This window comes from Bacteroides sp. OM08-11, assembly GCF_003438665.1.
Taxonomy (GTDB): domain Bacteria; phylum Bacteroidota; class Bacteroidia; order Bacteroidales; family Bacteroidaceae; genus Bacteroides; species Bacteroides cutis.
Genome location: NZ_QSTJ01000010.1, coordinates 64155 through 85313 on the forward strand (window position 1 = coordinate 64155; position 21159 = coordinate 85313).

Here is a 21159-nt window from a genome sequence, read left to right on the forward strand (position 1 = left end):
TTCCAAGTACCTGCTTCAAGAATTCGTTATATTATTTCAAAACACGTACACTTTTCAACATGTCATCCGTAACAGAGCCATACTTGATGCCGGATACTTTGGTAGAAGCGACACCGGTTTCGACGTTACGAGTCACACCATAACTGCCGTACTTGAATTTATAGCGGGAAATGACAGCCGAATTATCCGTTCCTTCTTGGTCGTGATACCCCAGTGTTATGATACCATACCATGAAGAGAGGTTTAAACCGCCTATCTCATAGATAGATGTATACGAACTCTTGAACACATCCAGTCCTTGGTTTTGGCAAACCGTTGCCCACGCGATGTCCGGTTCATTCTCAAACTGGTCATATTCTTCCACAAAAACACCTCTGTAGGATCTGCAGAAAGAGTATCCTACATTACTGGCTGTATTACTGAACTTGCTTGAATATATCCGATAACTGAATGAGCTTTTCGTATTTCCGGCCTTTATTACAGTAGCCTTCGGAGGATAATTGTCACGTTTAGTATACAATTCCATAGAAGAAACTATTCCGGGAGCCAAGTAAGTGTATCCTCCCACATCAGTTCTATTTTCCGCAAAAGGTATAATATAGACACGATAGCCCTTTCCTGCATCCAGTCCGGTAACATAACCGATCTTTGTCTTTCCATCTTCTCCTATGACAGTACCATTTTTCATTGCTTCCTTTACCACCTGCAAGTCATTGGCCGGTTCCTGGCCCAATTCGTAACAAGACATTATGAACCCGTGTGCGGGAGCTACCTTAAGAGTCACCGAAACACCACTCTGTAACGTCAGGAAATCAACGATATCTACTTTAAAATCGCTACGGTTATACAACTCCTTGGTAGTGACGGTAAGGGTCTTTTTATCCAACTGTTTCCCTCTGTCATCAAAAGAAACTACTGTAAAGGTATACTTGGTCGCAGGTTTCAAATTAGTATAAGTCACATTCTGCGTGGTTGTTCCATATCCGTAATTACTGTTTTTATATTCTTCATAATCCTCAGGATCATAGCTCGTACCTTCGGATACACGTACATACCGCGCGTTTTCGGGTATCAGGATAGAAATCGTACCGTACAAATCTTCTACATCTTTAGACGTAACGTTCAATGAGGACGAAGAAGGAGCGTCTTCATCCGGTATCAGACTTACTTCCCACTCATTGTCGCCGGCTGTGACATTGCCTGTCTTCGTAAACGGCTTATATCCCTCCACATTGATATTAACGGTTACCATTCCGGAAACAAGGCCATCGTACTTATTGTTACACAAAGCAGCTCCGGAGTCGTCGGTAGTATCGGTACAAAGCAACTTGTTGTTCTGTACAAACTCCACATCCACTCCTTCCAGCAAATAATTGTCCGAAGCATCGCGCACATACACATAGAGTTCGGCAGGCTCACCGCCTACCACATCCTTTTCATCGTCATCCGAACTACATCCCACCGCCAACATACTTAAAAACATCAGCAGTCCTGTCATTTTCAAAAACCTCATAATAGTACATTTTTTCGTTAAGACTCTTTTTCGATAATCAAGACAAGCAGAGCCTATCGCTTGTATTTTGGGCATAAAAAAAGCATGGACCGAACTATATCCATGCTCTGAGGTATTTGGCCTAACCCACTAATACGAATAAGTCCTGCCCACGCTATAGCGTAGACATCTACAAACTTATTCTTGTATTAGTTCTTCCAACGGCCAAATTTTCAGAGCATTACAGAATAAATAGCAAATGCTAAGTCTTTCCACAAAAATGCGAAGCCTTGCCACCGCAATTACTTCACAATGCAAAGATATTATTATTTATCCAAAAACAACAAACCGATGACGATTTTCACACGACCTATTCCTTCCTCTATTATAGAAGGACATGACAGAGTTCGATGAAGAAACCACATCAATCCCTTAAGAAAACATACTCTTATCGGGGGAAAGTTTGCCCACTCCAAAGAAAAGATGTATCTTAGCTGCCAAGATACAAATCTCTGCAGCCGGGATGGCCATCTCAGCAGCCAAGATATATATCTCGCGGCGTGAGATGAAGCTTTTCCTATACTTCAACCCTCTTCTTCAAGGAACAGAGACTACCTTGTGAACCGACTTATACCGTCCATCTGATAACATCAGTCTCGTTAGCGTTTTATATACAACAGACATCATGGCAGAATACCAAATGCAAGAGCTGACCCTCCCCGGAGAGGACGGCAAGAAAGTGCTTTATCCCCGCATGAAGATTTGGGGACAAGTAGACCTCGGCTATCTGGCCGAACATATCAACTACGCCAGTACCTTCACCCCCGGTGATATCATCGGGCTGGTGAAATCGCTGACACAGGCCATTGCCCGTGAGATGGGCGAAGGACACTCGGTGAAAATAGACGGACTGGGCGTATTTACCCCCTCATTGGGAATACGTGACGGATTTGAACGTGAAAGCGGCGAACCGGGCGGACAGAAACGAAATGCCATGAGTATCTACATGCAGAACATCAACTTCCGGGCGGACAAGGAGTTTATACAAGAAACGGGGATGCACTGCCGGCTGGACCGCTCAAAGTGGAAATTCCAGCGTTCATCTTCGCGCTATACGGCAGAACAACGTTTGAGGCTGGCACAAAATTATCTGCAAACAAACGTTCTACTGAAAGTAAATGACTATTGCAACATGACAGGACTGTTGCGCAACGCTGCCGCACTGGAACTGAAAAGATGGAGCGAAATGTCTGACAGCGGCATAGGATACACCGGAAGAGGTTCGCACAAAATCTATATACGGAAAAAGGTGCAACAGAAAATGCCCTGACAACAGCGAGAAAAATGCGGGAAAAAAGACTCCCCGCTATTCTTCTACCTGCATCGCCACCACCTCTTGCAACACGCTGACAGCTTCTTCCACAGTCTTTACGTCCTTTACCAACATACTCCGTTTGCCATTCTGCTCACGCAGGTCACAGCGACGGGTATATTTCATCATATAGGCGATGACTTTCCCAAATGCCTGACTCTGATAATATGGACTGTCCGGATTGGAAATAAAGAACAGGGACATACGTCCACCCTTCAGGAAGACTTTCTCCGCACCGATGCGCGCGGCAAGGCGGCGAAGCGGAACAATGCGCAGAAGTTCTTCGGTTTCGGAAGGAACGGGGCCAAAGCGATCTTCAAGACGAGCACGGAAGGCTTCTACATCTTTATCGAGCGTCATGCTATCCAATTCCCGATAGAGCAACATGCGTTCGCTGCTACCGGTGACGTAAGTGGCGGGAAGCAGGAGTTCGAGATCACTTTCCACCTGGCACTCGTCAACGAACTGTTCACCACTGATACCCCCCCCATCGGCTTTCAGCTCGTCGGCATACAAGTCGGCGAACTCATCGGTCTTCAATTCATGTACGGCTTCGGAGAGTATCTTTTGATAGGTTTCATAACCAAGGTCGGCAATGAAACCGCTTTGTTCCGCACCCAACATATTTCCCGCACCGCGGATGTCGAGGTCTTGCATAGCGATATGGATGCCACTACCTAAATCGGAAAAATTCTCGATGGCTTGCAGGCGGCGCTTGGCTTCCGGAGTAAGGGAAGACAGAGGAGGAGCCAACAGATAGCAAAAGGCTTTCTTGTTGCTTCGCCCCACACGGCCACGCATCTGGTGGAGGTCACTCAGTCCGAAGTTCTGGGCCTGGTTGATGACAATGGTATTGGCATTGGGGATATCAATACCACTTTCTATGATGGTGGTGGCAAGCAACACATCGTAATCATAATTGACGAAATCCAATATGATCTTCTCCAGTTCGGCAGGTTCCATCTGGCCATGACCGATGGCAACACGGCAGTCGGGAATATGACGCTGGATCATCATTTTGAGTTCCACAAGATTGGAAATACGATTATTCACGAAGAATACTTGTCCGTTGCGGCTCATTTCGAAGTTGATGGCATCGGCTATGATTTCTTCATTGAAAGTATGTACTTCCGTCTGAATGGGATAACGGTTGGGCGGCGGAGTTTGGATGACGCTCAAATCGCGGGCACCCATCAATGAGAATTGTAAAGTTCGGGGAATGGGCGTAGCAGTCATGGTGAGCGTATCTACATTGACCTTTAGCTGACGAAGTTTCTCTTTGACAGAAACTCCGAATTTCTGCTCCTCGTCAATAATCAGCAAGCCAAGATCTTTGAACTTCACATCTTTACCCAGGATACGATGAGTACCGATGAGGATATTCACTTCGCCGTCGGCAAGTCCCTTGATTACCGCTTTGGCTTGCGCGGCGGTGCGTGCACGGCTCAGATATTCCACCTTACAAGGCAAACCTTTCAGGCGTTCCTTGAAAGTCTGGAAATGCTGATAGGCAAGAACGGTAGTAGGCACCAAGACAGCTACCTGTTTGTTGTCGGCAACGGCTTTGAAAGCAGCCCGCACGGCAACTTCCGTTTTTCCGAAACCGACATCACCACACACCAGACGATCCATCGGACGGGCACTTTCCATATCAGCCTTTACCTCGGCAGTGGCTTTACTCTGGTCAGGAGTATCCTCATAAAGGAAAGAAGCTTCCAATTCATGTTGCAGGAAACTGTCGGGACTGTATTGAAAACCTTTCTCTTCACGGCGCTGTGAGTAAAGTTTGATGAGATCACGGGCAATGTCTTTTATCTTGGTCTTGGTACGGTCTTTCAACTTTTCCCAAGCCCCCGTACCCAATTTATTCAAGCGCGGAGCCTCCCCATCCTTCCCCTTATACTTGGACACTTTGTGCAGGGAATGAATAGAGACGAATACGACATCTTCATTCTGATAGACAAGCCTCATCACTTCTTGAGTGGTATCCCCATTGGGAATACGTACCAATCCGGTGAAGCGTCCCACACCGTGATCAGTATGGACAACATAATCGCCCGGAGTAAACTGGTTGAGCTCTTTCAGGGAAAGCGCCACCTTTCCGCTACGCGCTTTCTCACTCTTGAGGTTATACTTATGAAAACGGTCGAACAACTGGTGATCCGTAAAGATACAGAGACGCAATGTGTTATCGGCAAATCCCTCGTGCAAGGTACGTTCGACAGCGGTAAAAGCGATGTTATCGCCCCGATCCTCAAAGATGGCACGGATACGGTCGGTTTGCTTCACACTGTCGCTACATATATATAGGGTATAATTTTGTGCAAGGTATTCCTGAAAAGTTTCTGCCGCAAGGTCGAAGTTCTTATGGAAAATAGGTTGGACGGAAGTATCGAACGAAATAGTTGCATCAGGTGTTCCCGTAGGTTTTGTACCAAATTCCATCCGCCGGAAATCAAGCGCACGTAATGTAAACTCTCCTCCATCAATCAATTTGCCTTCTAAAGTGACGATTCCGTTTTCTTCCGATTCACGGGCAACAATGGCTTGAGGTGTAAGTGCTTCATCATGTACAGTCTGTATACGCTCGCGCAACCACAGGAAATCGCGCATGGAAAGTATGGTATCAGGTTGAAGAAAATCCAGAAACGACACCATACCACCACTACCGTTTTGCTCCAGACTACGGCTCAAATCGGGTACTATCACTATACTCTCTTTCTTCTCTTTGGAAAGCTGGGTATCGACTTCGAAGGTACGGATACTCTCTACTTCATCACCGAAAAAGTCGATTCGGAAAGGAGATTCGGAAGAAAAAGAAAAAACATCGATGATACTACCACGGACAGCATATTGTCCGGGTTCGTAGACATAATCTACATATTCAAAACCATAACTGCGTAATACTTCCGTGATGAAATTCATATCTACCTTTTCGCCCGTATGAAGTTTCAGGGTCTTATCGCCAAGTTCTTTGCGAGAAACCACTTTCTCTGCCAAAGCATCGGGATAGGTCACCACACAAAGTCCTTCTTCTCCCTTTTGTAAACGGCTCAGGACTTCAGTACGCAGAATTTCATTGGCGGCATCCTTCTGTCCGTATTTAATGGCACGCCGGAAAGAAGAGGGGAAAAACAATATTTTTTCCGTTCCCAATATCCGGGTCAAGTCATGATAGAAATAACCGGCTTCTTCCAAATCGCCCAAAATGAAAACGAACGGAACCTCGGCACGTTGCACCAACACGGATGAAAACAAGGAAGCAGCGGAAGCACACAGGCCACCACAGTACAAATGCCGGATAGAAGAGTCTTTAAACAACCGGCCCATACCCTCTACGTTGGGATGGGCGGCGTACAAGCGTTGTAGTTCGGTAATAGTCATCACGTTTGTTTTTATTTCACCACAAACTACACGGACTTACACAGATTGTCTAAATCATTAATCTGTGTAAATCTGCGTAATCCGTGGTGAGTTTGATGCGCAAAGTTACTACAAAAAAGTGAAATGCGGAAAGATATAGTGATAGAATTGAGTTACAAGGGTTTTGGTTGAAGTGGCGATAATCCGTGAAGCCATTACAATCCCTGCCGAAGCCAAATCCTGACGCCGCTACGTTACTTGTTCGTAACCATGCCCGAAAATGCGACAAACGGGTACGAATAGCGAAACAAGGCTCTAAGGAATAGTGAGTTATCCATAACTCATGCGAAAAATCAGGTTACGGAAAAAGATTGCGCCGTTCCTCCCCGTTTTGCGTACCAACACCGGACTCTTCACCAACTAATTTTGAAACCCAAAAATTAAGGACAATGAAGAGTACATTTTCAGTAATCTACTACCTCAAGCGTCAGGTAGTGAAAAAGGACGGGACAGTTCCCGTCATGGGACGCATCACGGTGGACGGCAGCCAGACACAGTTCAGCTGCAAACTGACTGTCGATCCGAAACTGTGGGACACCAAAGGTGGACGTGTCACGGGCAGAAGCACGGCGGCACTCGAAACGAACCGTATGCTTGACAAGATGCGGGTACGCATCAACAGGCATTATCAGGAAATCATGGAGCGTGACAACTTCGTCACGGCGGAGAAGGTGAAGAACGCCTTTCTCGGACTGGAACACCGCTACCACACGCTGATGCAGGTGTTCCGCCAGCACAACGAGGACTACGAGAAGCAGGTGGAGGCAGGCATGAAAGCCAAAGGCACGCTGCTGAAGTACCGCACCGTTTACAAGCACATGCAAGAGTTCCTCGACATCCGCTACCATGTGAAGGACATCGCCCTAAAAGAGCTTACCCCGGCTTTCATCTCCGACTTCGAGATGTTCCTGCGCACGGACAAGCACTGCTGCACCAATACCGTGTGGCTGTACGTCTGCCCGTTACGGACGATGGTATTCATCGCCATCAACAACGAGTGGCTGACGCGCGACCCGTTCCGCGAGTATGAAATCAAGAAGGAGGAAACAACACGCAGTTTCCTGACCAAAGATGAGATCCGCCTGCTGATGGAGGGGAAACTGAAAAACGCCAAACAGGAATTGTACCGCGACCTCTACCTGTTCTGCGCCTTCACGGGGCTGTCGTTCGCGGATATGCGCAACCTTACGGAAGAGAATATCCGCACCTACTTCGACGAACACGAGTGGATAAACATCAACCGCCAGAAAACGGGCGTGGTGTCCAACATCCGCCTGCTCGACATCGCCAACCGCATAATCGGCAAATACCGGGGACTGTGCGGGGACGGCAGGATATTTCCCGTTCCGCATTATAACACGTGCCTTGCCGGTATCCGTGCCGTCGCCAAGCGTTGCGGCATCACCAAGCATATCACGTGGCATCAGAGCCGCCACACGGCAGCCACGACGATATTCCTCTCCAACGGTGTTCCCATCGAAACGGTCAGCTCCATGCTCGGACACAAGAGCATAAAGACGACGCAGATTTACGCAAAGATAACCAAAGAGAAGCTCAATCAGGACATGGAGAACCTTGCCGCAAGATTGAACGGCGTCGAGGAATTTGCAGGTTGCACCATCTAAAAAGAAAAGCCATGAAACGTGACACAATCATCATCGAGGACAAGGCAGTCAGCGTAACCGGTAACGACGTGTGGATGACCGCCACCGAAATAGCCGGATTGTTCCATACGACCGTCCCGGCAGTGAACGCCGCCATCAGAGCCGTCCGCAAGTCGGACGTGCTGAACGACTACGAGGTGTGCCGCTACATGCAGCTTGAAAACGGGCTGCACGCGGACGTGTACGCCCTTGAAATCATCATCCCGGTCGCTTTCAGGGTGAATACCTACAACACCCACCTGTTCCGCACATGGCTGGTGGGAAAGGCACTCTCACAAGAGAAACGGCAGACATACGTGATGTTCATACAGAACGGAAAAGCCGGGTATTGCTGATTGCACATACCCCATAAGACAAGTAAACGGGTAGCACCACAAAAGGTGTCACCCGTTTACTTTTTCATGAAACCGCCTCACTCCAGCGGCTTGCGGTAGTTCGCTTCCAGTACCCCGCGCAGCCCCGTTTCCGGGTAAAGCACCTTCCCTCCCAAAAGTATGAAGGGCAACACGCGGTTGTTGCGGTATTCCTGCAAGGTGCGCCGGCTCACACGGAGCAGTTCCGACACCTCGCCGTCCGTCAGGTAACGTTCCCCGTCCAGCGGAGGACGGTAGCTTTCCAGAAATGCGGACAGCCATTTCGAGCCTTTGCGCATATCCTGCACCACAGAGGCTATCGGCTCGTCTTCCATCGTAAAAACATCGTTGTTCTCGTTCATCATAACTTCGGATTCAGTGGGTGAATAAATCAAATCATCTGCCGTGCGGATAGAGCGTGCCGACAAGCGGTATCAGCCGCTTCACCTCCTCTGGCTTGTAATAGAACCTGCGGTTTATCTGCGAGTAGCCGATAAGCCGCCTGTCACGCAGCGTCTGCAACGTGCGCGGGCTTATTCTCAACTGCCCGCAGACCTCCTCGCCCGTGAGCCATCTTTCCATGCGCCCCGTGTCGCTTTTGCGCCTCAGGGCGGCGACCTTCTCCGAGAGTGCGCCGAATGCCGCCACCATCATCTCGAAAGTCTTTTTCTCGATAGATACTATTTCCATATTCATGTCATTTAGAGTTTGCCGCAAAGGTAACGAAACGGCATACAAGACGTATCGTTTTCCGCTGAAAGGCTGCCTGTTGCGCCGTTTGACCGGGTTACGGAGCCATCTTCCGCAAAAATCTTACGTGAGTCACGTAGTGAGTTGTTAAAGCCCCTTTTGTTTATTGCCGAATTTTGTCGCAGAAACAAAAAGAAAGGACTGAACATGAAAGTGATAACAATGGAAAGTTCCGCCTACAAGGAGATGATGGCGCAGATTGCGAACATCGCAGGGTACATCCGCGAGGCAAGGGACGAGAAGAAACGGAAGCGGGAAACCGAAGACAAGCTGCTTGACACGGCACAGGCGGCGAAGATGCTCAACGTGAGCAAGCGCACCATGCAGCGTATGCGCACCGACCACCGTATCGAGTATGTGGTGGTACGCGGAAGCTGCCGCTACCGCCTTTCCGAGATACTGCGGCTATTGGAGGACAACACAGTAAGGAACGAGGAAGGGACAATAGACACCCTGTTCCACAACCACACGCTGCGCACGGGCGGCAAACCAAAAGGAAGGAGGACATAGGTCATGGAACTGCTCACACGAAACAACTTCGAGGGCTGGATGCAGAAGCTGATGGAACGGCTCGACCGTCAGGACGAACTGCTGCTGGCGATGAAGGCTGAGGGGAAACAGCCCACTATCACGGAAAGCATCCGCCTTTTCGACAATCAGGATTTGTGCATGTTGCTCCAGATAAGCAAACGCACCCTCCAACGCTACCGCAGCGTAGGCGCATTGCCCTACAAGACGCTGGGCAAGAAGACCTATTACAGCGAGGAGGACGTGCTGACATTCCTTTCCAACCATATCAAGGACTTCAAAAAGGAAGATATAGCCTTCTACAAGGCTCGTATCCATAATTTCTTTCATAAATAACCCATTAAAACATTTTTCAGATGGCAAAGAAAAAAGACGAAAAGGACGTGCTGGTAGTCCGTGACGAGAAGACAGGCGAGATCAGCGTGGTAGCCGGGCTGAACGCGGACGGCACACCCAAGCGCACCCCCGCAAAAGCGGAGAACGCGCAGAGTTTCCTGCAATTCGACCGACATGGCGACGTGCTGGACAACTTCTTCAAGAACTTCTTCCGGCAGTGCAAGGAACCCAGCCGCTTCGGTTTCTACCGCATTGCGGCAGACCAAGCTGAAAATCTCTTAGAGGTGATGAAGCAACTGCTGAAAGACCCCGAAGCGAACAAGGAGCTGCTCGCCCCTCACAAGGTGGACACCTCCGACTATGAGAAGAAGGTGCAGGAAGAGATGGCAGCACAACAGACAGAGAAACAAGAACCTCAAAAACAGGAGAACATGGAACAACGGAAAGAACAGCAACAGGACAAATCCGAACAGATGCAGGGCAAACGTGGCTACCAGCCCATCGACGAGAGTAAAATCAACTGGCAGGAGCTGGAGGACAGATGGGGCGTAAAGCGGGACAACCTTGAAAAGTCCGGCGACCTTACGAAGATGCTCAACTATGGCAAGTCCGACTTGGTAAAGGTCAAACCGACCTTCGGCGGCGAATCATTCGAGCTGGACGCCCGCCTCTCCTTCAAGAAGGACGGTGAGGGAAACATCAGCCTCGTGCCGCACTTCATCCGCAAGGAGCAGAAGCTGGATGAGTACAAGGAACACAAATTCTCCGACAATGACCGGAAGAACCTCCGCGAAACGGGCAATCTCGGTAGGGTCGTGGACATTGTGGACAGGGAAACGGGCGAGATCATCCCCTCCTACATCAGCATCGACCGCAAGACGAATGAAATCACGGACATTCCGGCAAGCAGGGTGCGCATCCCGGAGCGCATCGGCAAGACGGAAATCACCACGCAGGAGCGGGACATGCTCCGCGCCGGACTGCCCGTACGCGACAAGCTCATCGAGCGCAACGACGGCAGAAAGTTCGTCACCACCCTGCAAGTGAACGTGGAGCAGCGCGGCGTGGAGTTCGTGCCGGGAACCGGCAAGTCGCCCCGTACCGCACAGACACAGGAAACCAAAGGCGACACATCGAAAAGTCAGGCGCAGGGCGGGGAAAATGCCGCACAGACCAAGAAGGAGCAACGCCGCAACACGTGGACGAACGAGGACGGCAGCATCCGCCCCATCAGCAAATGGAGCGGCGTGAGCTTCACCGACCAGCAGAAAGCCGACTATGTGGCGGGTAAAGCCGTGAAGCTGGAGAACGTGACCGACAAGCAGGGCTTCCATGCCACGATGTATATCAAGTTCAACCCGGAGAAGGGACGCCCGTACCGCTACGACACGAACCCTGACAATGCACAGCAGGTTGCTCCGTCCAACGAGAGCCGCACGCAGGTGGCGGTGAACAACGATGGCAAGACCAACGAGGCTACAAAGAATCTGAGAGAGCCGTTGCAGAAAGGTCAGACCAACCCGAAGGACGCCCGCCAGCAACAGCAGCAGGAGAAGCCGCAGAAGAAAACGGGCAAGGGCATGAAAATGTAATCCCGTGTCCGCCACTGAATCCAAAATAAAATCCAAAGTATCAACAAAAAAGAAGAAGACATGAAGACAATCATTGCAGAAAAGCCCTCCGTGGCACGTGAAATCGCCCGCATCGTGGGCGCGACAAAGAGAGAGGAAGGATATTTCGAGGGAGGCGGTTATGCCGTGACATGGGCATTCGGACACCTCGTTCAGCTTGCCATGCCCGACGGCTACGGCGTGCGCGGATTTGTCCGTGACAACCTCCCGATTATTCCCGACACATTCACGCTCGTCCCCCGTCAGGTCAGGACGGAGAAAGGTTACAAGCCCGACAGCGGCGTGGTGTCGCAGATAAAAGTCATCAAAAGACTGTTCGACACAAGCGAACATATCATCGTGGCGACCGATGCCGGACGCGAGGGAGAGCTTATCTTCCGCTACCTCTACCACTATACGGGTTGCACCACTCCTTTCGTGCGCCTGTGGATCAGCTCTCTCACCGACAAAGCTATCCGCGAGGGACTGCGGAAACTCGAAGACGGCAGCAAATACGACAACCTCTACCTCGCCGCCAAAGCGCGGAGCGAATCCGACTGGCTCGTGGGCATCAACGGCACACAGGCGTTATCCATCGCCGCCGGACACGGCACGTATTCCGTGGGGCGGGTGCAGACACCAACGTTGGCTATGGTATGTGAACGCTACTGGGAGAACCGCCGCTTTACGTCCGAAGCATTCTGGCAGCTCCATATCGCAACGGACGGTTGCGACGGCGAAGTCGTGAAATTCTCATCCTCCGAGAAATGGAAAGAGAAAGAACCGGCGATGGAACTATATAATAAGGTAAAGGCGGCAGGTTGCGCCACTGTCACGAAAGCCGAGCGCAAGGAGAAGACGGAGGAAACTCCCTTGCTCTACGACCTGACCACGCTCCAGAAAGAAGCCAACGCCAAGCACGGCTTCACGGCGGAACAGACGCTTGAAATCGCGCAGAAACTCTACGAAAAGAAGTTGATAACCTATCCGAGAACGGGAAGCCGCTACATCCCCGAAGACGTGTTTGCCGAAATTCCCAAACTGCTCGCTTTCATCGGCACACAGCCCGAATGGAAAGACAAGGTGCGGGCAAAAGCCGCCCCGACACGCCGCAGCGTGGACGACGGCAAGGTGACAGACCACCATGCCCTGCTCGTCACGGGTGAGAAACCGCTCTTCCTCTCCAAAGAGGACAATACCATCTATCAGATGATTGCCGGGCGCATGGTCGAGGCATTCTCTGAGAAATGCGTCAAGGATGTGACCACTGTCACGGCGGAATGTGCCGGAGTGGAGTTTACCGTAAAAGGCAGCGTCGTGAAGCAAACCGGATGGCGTGCCGTCTATGGCGAGGAAAAAGAGGAAATTACCATCCCCGGCTGGCAGGAAGGCGACACGCTGACACCGAAAGGCTCGTCCATTACCGAAGGAAAGACCAAACCCAAGCCGCTGCATACCGAAGCCACCCTGCTCTCGGCAATGGAAACGGCGGGCAAGGAAATTGAGGACGACGCACTGCGGCAGGCGATGAAGGACTGTGGCATCGGTACTCCCGCCACACGCGCCTCCATCATCGAAACGCTTTTCAAGCGCGGTTACATGGAACGCTGCAAGAAGTCGCTTGTTCCCACCGAAAAAGGACTTGCCCTCAATTCCGTCGTCAAGACGATGCGCATCGCCGATGTTGCCATGACGGGCGAATGGGAAAAGGAGCTGGCGCGTATCGAGCGCGGGGAACTGTCCGACGACACCTTCCGCAAGGAGATAGAGGCGTACACACGTGAGATAACCTCCGAACTGATCTCGTGCGACAAGCTCTTCGGCAGCCGTGACTCCGGCTGCGCGTGTCCCAAGTGTGGCACGGGCAGGATGCGGTTCTACGGCAAGGTGGTACGCTGCGACAACACGGAGTGCGGACTGCCCGTGTTCCGGCTGAAAGCGGGACGCACCCTGTCCGACGATGAAATCAAAGACCTGCTCACCGAAGGGCATACCAAGCTGCTCAAAGGGTTCAAGAGCAAACAGGGCAAGAGTTTCGATGCTGTTGTCGCCTTTGACGGGGAATATAACACGACTTTTGTGTTCCCGGAGGCTAAAAAGGACAAGAAATTTTCAGGACGGAAGAAATAGTATTAACTTTGCCACTTGTTCAGAGTAATGAATTGTTCTTCGATACCGGATTACACTCATACTTTGGATTTAGTGGTGGCACTCGGAGGGATACCGAGTGCCTTTTTCTTCCTTTTTCCAACCGATTATCCCGTTAATTATCAATCCGCTAAATCCAAAGTAATGAACAACAAGAAGAAAAACGAGGGTCAGACCGACTTTTCCTATTACGGTCTGTACCTGCTGGACTATCTCCGCACGAACAAGTTTGAACAGGCTGACGACACCGCTTTCATACGGGAACGGGCCGACCGTGCCGCCGAAACGTATGAGAGGGCACGGCTTGAAGGCTATCCCGCCGATGGTGCGCAGGAACTGGCGATGGACACGCTGCTGCGCGGGCTGCATTATTCCCGTTACGCCATCCTCCGCGAAGTCGTGGAAAACGAGTTTGCCGATGAAGTGCCGGAAGAGAAGCGTGAAGCCTTTGTCCTGAAACTGCTGCCGCTTGTCGGCAACGTGTTCTCCGTCTATGACCTCTCGGATGACAATTTCGCCCTGTCTTCCGATTACGACCTGCTCTACACGGAGCTGACGGGAGCAACCGTCCTTTACTTAGACGAATATGGCGTTTAACCGCAAACAGAAACTGCGGGACAACATCGAGGCGATACGGACGGCATTCATCCTTGACAGGGAAAATAGGACAGCGACAACCGAAGAGCGTGCCATACTTCAAAGGTACTGCGGTTTCGGCGGTCTGAAATGTATCCTCAACCCTGCAAAGGAACTGACGGATGCCGTCCGGTGGGCGAAATCCGACCTCGAACTGTTCGCCCCGACGGTGGAGCTGCACAGGCTTATCCGTGAGAACAGCAAGGACGAAACAGAGTACAAGCGGTTTGTGGATTCGCTGAAAGCGTCCGTGCTGACCGCTTTCTACACCCCCAAAGAGATAACCGACACCATCGCGGACGTGCTGGCAGATTACAGCGTCCGCCCCGCCCGTATGCTCGAACCGTCGGCAGGTGTCGGCGTGTTCGTGGATTCCATGCTGCGGCACAGCCCCAATGCGGATGTGATGGCTTTCGAGAAGGATCTGCTCACGGGTACAATCTTGAGGCATCTCTATCCCGACCAGAAAATGCGCACCTGCGGTTTTGAGAAAATCGAAAGACCGTTCAACAATTATTTCGACTTGGCGGTGTCCAACATTCCGTTCGGTGACATTGCCGTGTTCGACGCGGAGTTTCAGCGGAGCGACTCTTTCGGCAGACGCTCCGCCCAGAAAACCATCCACAACTATTTCTTTCTCAAAGGACTGGATGCCGTGCGTGACGGCGGTATCGTGGCGTTCATCACCTCGCAAGGGGTATTGAATAGCACCAAGACCTCCGTGCGTAACGAGCTGTTCAGTCAGGCCAATCTGGTATCCGCGATACGCCTGCCCAACAACCTGTTCACGGACAACGCGGGCACGGAGGTGGGCAGTGACCTGATTGTCCTGCAAAAGAACCTCAGCAAGAAGGAAATGTCGCAGGACGAGCGGCTGATGACCGTGATACAGACGGACACGAAAACCGCCCTGACCGACAACGCCTATTTCATCCACCACCCGGAACGCATCGTGCATACGATGGCGAAACTTGACACAGACCCCTACGGGAAGCCCGCTATGGTTTATCTGCACGAGGGCAAGGCAGCAGGCATCGCCGGGGATTTGCGCCGTATGCTCGACGAGGATTTCCATTACAGGCTTGCCATGCGCTTGTATTCGGGTTCAATCCGGCAGGCAGGAACGGAAGAAAAAGTTGCCGTTCAAAATAAAGTAGAGCGTCCTGCCATAAAATTGGAAACAGTATCCTCGGCGCAGACGGTGGAAACTCCGACAGAAAAGCCGCAACCCGCAGATGAAAAGCCGGAGATAGAACCGCGCCCGCAATATTCCGCAGGCGTGCAGCTCACCCTGCTTGACCTCTGGGGGATGACGGAAGAGGTCAGCCAACCGAAAACCTCCAAAAAGAAAAAGACGGTGAAAAAGGCAGTTACGGCAAAGTCCACTCCGCCCAAACCGAAAGTCACGGTTACACCGACAGCTCCAACTGCAAAACCCGCAATGGAGAATAAGGAGGTGAAAGCGGAGAACACCGCCAAGCCTGCCGACCCGGACGACATCTATGCCACACTGGACTGGGATACCAATCCTCCCATCAACGGTTTCTATGAAATGATGATGGGTTTGACGCCGGAGCGTAGGAAAGAACTTCGGGAACTGGCAAGGCAGCATAACGAGAAACAAGTGGCGGAAAAGACGGAAGTGAAAGCCGTGCCGGAAACTTCCCGTGAGCAGCCACGACAGGAGGAAACACAGCCGGAGGCAGTCGCCGCACCTGCCGTTACAGATACCCCATCGGAAGCGGTGGGGACTTTCCTTTTCCCCGACATCGAAGCGGAAAAGCCGAAGGAGGAAGTCGTGGACCTTTCTCCGCGTGCCTACCACCGCACGCCGGAGATGCACCTGCGCGAAGGGTCGCTGGTGGCTGACCGGGGGCGTCATAACATCGGCTACCTGAAAGACATCACGCCATACGGGGCGACATTCCAGCCGCTCGACCTGAAAGGATACCAGAAGGAAAAGGCGTTGTTGTATGTGTCGCTGCGTGACGCCTACGAGCGTCTGTACCGTTATGAATCGCTCCGGCGCGAGGCAAATGTTCCGTGGCGAGAGCATCTGAATACCTGTTACGATGAGTTTGTCATGCGCTACGGCAACCTCAACGCCAAGCAGAACGTGAAGTTAGTGATGATGGATGCGGGCGGGCGCGACATCCTTTCGCTGGAACGGATGGAAAACGGAAAGTTCGTCAAGGCGGACATCTTCGAGCATCCTGTTTCCTTCGCGGTGGAGAGCCATGCCAACGTAGGCTCTCCCGAAGAAGCCCTGTCTGCGTCGCTCAACAAATATGGTACGGTCAATCTCGACTATATGCGGGAGATAACCGACAGCACGGCGGAGGATTTGCTCACTGCCCTGCAAGGGCGCATCTACTACAATCCGCTCGTGACCGGTTACGAAATCAAAGACCGTTTCATCGCCGGAAATGTCATAGAGAAAGCGGAACGCATAGAGGCATGGATGGGTGACAATCCCGAAAATGAGCGTATGCCGGAGGTGAAGCAGGCGTTGGAGGCTCTGAAAGATGCCGAGCCGCAGCGCATCGCCTTCGAGGATCTGGACTTCAATTTCGGGGAACGCTGGATTCCGACGGGTGTCTATGCCGCCTACATGAGCCGGCTGTTCGACACGGAGGTGAAAATCGCCTATTCCGCAAGCATGGACGAGTTTTCGGTGGTGTGCGGCTACCGCACCATGAAAATCACGGACGAGTTTCTGGTGAAGGGGTATTACCGGAACTATGACGGTATGCACCTCCTAAAACACGCCCTGCACAACACCTGCCCTGACATGATGAAGTCCATCGGCAAGGACGAGCATGGCAACGACATCAAGATGCGCGACAGCGAGGGAATACAACTCGCCAACGCCAAGATTGACGAGATACGAAACGGCTTCTCCGAATGGCTCGAAGAGCAGTCGCCGCAGTTCAAGGAGCGGCTTGTGACGATGTATAACCGCAAGTTCAACTGTTTCGTGCGCCCGCGCTACGACGGCTCCCATCAGACCTTTCCCGACCTCAACCTGAAAGGGCTGGCAAGCCGGGGTATCAAGAGCGTCTATCCCTCACAGATGGATTGCGTCTGGATGTTGAAACAGAACGGCGGCGGAATTTGCGACCACGAGGTGGGAACCGGTAAGACGCTGATAATGTGCATCGCCGCGCATGAGATGAAGCGTCTGAATTTGGCACACAAGCCGATGATTATCGGGCTGAAAGCCAACGTTGCGGAGATTGCAGCCACCTATCAGGCGGCATATCCCAACGCACGTATTCTGTACGCTTCGGAGAAGGACTTTTCGACCGCCAACCGTGTGCGCTTCTTCAATAATATAAAGAACAACGACTACGATTGCGTCATCATGTCGCACGACCAGTTCGGCAAGATACCGCAGTCGCCGGAATTGCAGCAGCGCATCCTGCAAGCAGAGCTTGACACGGTGGAGGAAAACCTCGAAGTGCTACGGCAGCAGGGAAAGAACGTGTCGCGGGCGATGCTGAAAGGATTGGAGAAGCGCAAGCACAACCTTGAAGCGAAGCTGGAGAAGGTGGAACACGCCATAAAGTCACGCACGGACGACGTGGTGGATTTCAAGCAGATGGGCATCGACCACATCTTCATAGATGAGAGCCACCAGTTCAAGAATCTGACTTTCAACACGCGCCACGACCGTGTGGCGGGATTGGGAAACAGCGAGGGAAGCCAGAAGGCACTTAACATGCTCTTTGCCATACGCACCATACAGGAGCGCACAGGAAAAGACTTGGGTGCGACCTTCCTCTCCGGCACGACTATCAGCAACTCACTGACTGAATTGTACCTGCTGTTCAAGTACCTGCGCCCGAAGGAGCTGGAACGGCAGGACATAAGGTGTTTCGACGCTTGGGCGGCGATATTTGCCAAGAAGACGACGGATTTTGAATTTAACGTGACGAACAATGTGGTCCAGAAGGAGCGTTTCCGCTACTTCATCAAAGTGCCGGAGCTTGCCGCCTTCTATAATGAAATCACGGACTACCGCACGGCGGAGGATGTGGGCGTTGACCGTCCTGCCAAGAACGAGATACTGCACCATATACCGCCCACGCCGGAACAGGAGGACTTCATACAGAAACTGATGCAGTTCGCCAAGACGGGCGATGCCACCTTGTTGGGCAGGCTGCCGCTTTCGGAAACGGAAGAAAAGGCGAAGATGCTCATCGCCACGGACTATGCCCGGAAAATGGCACTCGACATGCGCATGATAGACCCGAATTACGAAGATCATCCCGACAACAAAGCGAGTCACTGTGCCAAGATGATCGCGGAGTATTATCAAAAATACGACGCCCAGAAAGGCACGCAGTTCGTTTTCTCTGATTTGGGGACATACCAGCCGGGCGACGGGTGGAACGTCTATTCGGAAATCAAGCGCAAACTGACGGAGGACTACGGTATACCGCCAAGCGAGGTGCGCTTCATTCAGGAGTGCAAGACCGACAAGGCGCGGAAGGCGGTGATAGACGCCATGAACGCCGGGACGGTGCGTGTGCTGTTCGGCTCTACCTCTATGCTCGGAACGGGTGTGAACGCCCAGAAACGGTGTGTGGCTATCCATCATCTCGATACGCCGTGGCGACCGTCCGACTTGCAACAGCGTGACGGACGCGGAGTTAGGGCAGGTAATGAGATTGCCAAACATTTCGCCGGGAACAACGTGGATGTAATCATCTACGCGGTGGAGAAGTCACTGGACAGCTACAAGTTCAACCTCCTGCACTGCAAGCAGACTTTCATAAGCCAGCTCAAAAGCGGTGCGATGGGTGCGCGTACCATCGACGAGGGGGCAATGGACGAAAAATCGGGCATGAATTTCTCGGAATACATGGCGTTGCTCTCCGGCAATACCGACCTGTTGGACAAGGCGAAACTGGAAAAGCGGATCGCATCGCTCGAAGGGGAACGCAAGTCGTTCAACAAGGGCAAGCGTGATTCGGAGTTCAAGCTGGAGTCAAAGACCGGCGAGTTGCGCAACAACACGGCTTTCATAGATGCCATGACGGAGGACTGGAACCGCTTCCTGTCGGTGGTGCAGACCGACAAGGAGGGCAACCGCCTTAATATAATAAAGGTGGACGGAGTGGATTCCGCCGATGAGAAGGTCATCGGAAAGCGTTTGCAGGAGATAGCCAAGAATGCCACGACCGGAGGGTTGTACACGCAGGTCGGTGAACTTTACGGTTTTCCGATAAAGGTGGTGAGCGAAAGGATACTCAAAGAGGGATTGGAGTTCACCGACAACCGCTTCGTGGTCGAGGGGAACTACAAGTACACCTACAACAACGGGCATCTGGCGATGGCTGACCCGTTGGCCGCCGCCCGCAACTTCCTCAACGCGATGGAGAGGATACCCTCCATCATCGACCAGTACAAGGCGAAGAACGAGGTGCTGGAGATGGAGATACCGCAGTTACAGGAGATAGCGGGTAAGGTGTGGAAGAAGGAGGACGAGCTGAAGCAGTTGAAGTCCGAACTTGCCGCCCTTGACCGAAAAATTCAGCTGGAGCTTGCGCCACCCACGCCCGAAGTCGCAGAAAAGGAGAATGAAGGGCAACAGCTCAAGCCGGAAGCGGAAGATGTGAGGAACAGGCAGGCGCAATATCCCGAAAATGCACCGCCGCAGATACGCAGTCCGGCGGATAGTATCGTTGCCAACCATGTCATAATCGGGCGTCCGGGACTGTATGCCAAGGAGGAAACCCGGTCCAAAGGATTGAAAATATAACCTAAGGAATTTTATCTGAAGTATTAATAAGGGCTATCCCAAAAGGTCTAAAAGTAAATTTTATCCTTTCTGCAAGTATCTATAGGATGGCAACTGCATTTTTTTCTTTTTGGGCAGCCCTTATTAAAATTTATTCTTATTTTAGGTTATATACATTCATGTCCATTTATGTAAAAAATTCCTGCTGACCTTGTTTATGTCTTGTCAGTCACCATTTGCAAAACCATATTTGACCCTCAAAGAGGCTGAATTTGATAAGTAACTTGCTACATACTCATAATAAGGAGCTAAATAGAACACGAATGGGAAATACACAAATGCTAAACTAAAGAAGATATTGGCCAAAATAAACGCTATACCGAGAGAGAAACTTGATTTTTCAACTTCCTAAAACGGTGTTGTTCAAACATTTCTACTTATTTGTACTTGCCAGTTGAACCTACGCTTCCCTAATAAAATGTCTATGGTAAAAAGTTAAAAAATCCTCCCACTTTTGTTAGATATATTTTTTTGTGTAATTTTGTAATCGTTATGCGGCAGTAATAATATACATATTAATACGAGTTAGTAATCCTGTAGTTCTCATATGCTACGAGGAGGTATTAAAAGGTGCGTTTCGACAATGCATCTACTGTAGTATATTATTGCTTAATCCAAATGAATATTATAAATTTAGGAATTCTTGCTCACATTGATGCAGGAAAAACTTCCGTAACCGAGAATCTGCTGTTTGCCAGTGGAGCAACGGAAAAGTGCGGCCGTGTGGATAATGGTGACACCATAACGGACTCTATGGATATAGAGAAACGTAGAGGAATTACTGTCCGGGCTTCTACGACATCTATTATCTGGAACGGGGTGAAATGCAATATCATTGACACTCCGGGACACATGGATTTTATTGCGGAAGTGGAGCGGACATTCAAAATGCTTGATGGAGCAGTCCTCATCTTATCCGCAAAGGAAGGCATACAAGCGCAGACAAAGTTGCTGTTCAGTACTTTACAAAAGCTGCAAATCCCGACAATTATATTTATCAATAAGATTGACCGTGCCGGTGTGAATTTGGAGCGTTTGTAT

The 21159-nt window shown here is 51.1% G+C and carries 14 protein-coding genes; 10 read left to right on the forward strand and 4 right to left on the reverse strand.

The features are described from left to right. Positions 1-31: 31 nt before the first annotated feature. Positions 32-1513 (reverse strand): hypothetical protein, encoded by a 1482-nt coding sequence (locus DXC10_RS15385; RefSeq protein ID WP_145998993.1) that lies wholly within the window; start codon positions 1511-1513, stop codon positions 32-34. A 664-nt stretch (positions 1514-2177) separates the two neighbouring features. Here DXC10_RS15385 and DXC10_RS15390 point away from each other — a divergent pair. Then, complete coding sequence (locus DXC10_RS15390; protein ID WP_117738348.1) at positions 2178-2822, forward strand: HU family DNA-binding protein; 645 nt, start codon at positions 2178-2180, stop codon at positions 2820-2822. A 36-nt stretch (positions 2823-2858) separates the two neighbouring features. Here the strand turns inward: DXC10_RS15390 and mfd are convergent, their stop codons facing one another. Continuing rightward, positions 2859-6248, reverse strand: coding sequence for a transcription-repair coupling factor (gene mfd / locus DXC10_RS15395; protein WP_101545320.1), 3390 nt, complete (start codon positions 6246-6248; stop codon positions 2859-2861). Positions 6249-6676: 428 nt separating this feature from the next. Here mfd and DXC10_RS15405 point away from each other — a divergent pair, with 428 nt between their 5' ends. Next, the gene (locus DXC10_RS15405) at positions 6677-7912 is read left to right on the forward strand and encodes a site-specific integrase (RefSeq protein WP_004291422.1); all 1236 of its coding nucleotides are present in this window, start codon (positions 6677-6679) and stop codon (positions 7910-7912) included. An 11-nt stretch (positions 7913-7923) separates the two neighbouring features. Further along, positions 7924-8286, forward strand: a complete 363-nt coding sequence (locus DXC10_RS15410; RefSeq protein WP_004291423.1) for a hypothetical protein — start codon at positions 7924-7926, stop codon at positions 8284-8286. A 77-nt stretch (positions 8287-8363) separates the two neighbouring features. Here the strand turns inward: DXC10_RS15410 and DXC10_RS15415 are convergent, their stop codons facing one another. Then, on the reverse strand, positions 8364-8669 hold the full coding sequence (locus DXC10_RS15415; protein WP_004291424.1) for a helix-turn-helix domain-containing protein: 306 nt from the start codon (positions 8667-8669) through the stop codon (positions 8364-8366). A 31-nt stretch (positions 8670-8700) separates the two neighbouring features. After that, positions 8701-9000, reverse strand: coding sequence for a helix-turn-helix domain-containing protein (locus tag DXC10_RS15420; protein WP_004291426.1), 300 nt, complete (start codon positions 8998-9000; stop codon positions 8701-8703). Positions 9001-9201: 201 nt separating this feature from the next. On the opposite strand from DXC10_RS15420, the gene DXC10_RS15430 reads away from it, so the two are divergent. The 7 genes from DXC10_RS15430 to DXC10_RS15460 all read left to right on the forward strand — a co-directional run. Beyond that, a complete protein-coding gene (locus tag DXC10_RS15430) occupies positions 9202-9564 on the forward strand; it encodes a helix-turn-helix domain-containing protein (protein WP_004304264.1) in 363 nt (120 codons plus the stop codon). Between the two features lie 3 nt (positions 9565-9567). After that, entirely contained in the window at positions 9568-9918 is a 351-nt protein-coding gene (locus DXC10_RS15435) for a helix-turn-helix domain-containing protein (RefSeq protein ID WP_004291454.1), read from the forward strand. Between the two features lie 20 nt (positions 9919-9938). Continuing rightward, a complete protein-coding gene (locus tag DXC10_RS15440) occupies positions 9939-11510 on the forward strand; it encodes a DUF3945 domain-containing protein (protein ID WP_004291455.1) in 1572 nt (523 codons plus the stop codon). A 60-nt stretch (positions 11511-11570) separates the two neighbouring features. Beyond that, positions 11571-13658: a type IA DNA topoisomerase gene (gene topB / locus DXC10_RS15445; protein WP_004291456.1), complete on the forward strand. Its 2088-nt coding sequence runs from the start codon at positions 11571-11573 to the stop codon at positions 13656-13658. A 162-nt stretch (positions 13659-13820) separates the two neighbouring features. Next, positions 13821-14273 (forward strand): DUF1896 domain-containing protein, encoded by a 453-nt coding sequence (locus DXC10_RS15450; RefSeq protein WP_004304266.1) that lies wholly within the window; start codon positions 13821-13823, stop codon positions 14271-14273. Beyond that, complete coding sequence (locus DXC10_RS15455) at positions 14263-20079, forward strand: N-6 DNA methylase (RefSeq protein ID WP_004291462.1); 5817 nt, start codon at positions 14263-14265, stop codon at positions 20077-20079. The genes DXC10_RS15450 and DXC10_RS15455 overlap by 11 nt, the downstream gene beginning before the upstream one ends. Positions 20080-20736: 657 nt before the next feature. Further along, positions 20737-21159, forward strand: a 423-nt coding sequence (locus tag DXC10_RS15460; protein ID WP_117738352.1) for a GTP-binding protein, incomplete at its 3' end; no start/stop codon positions are given.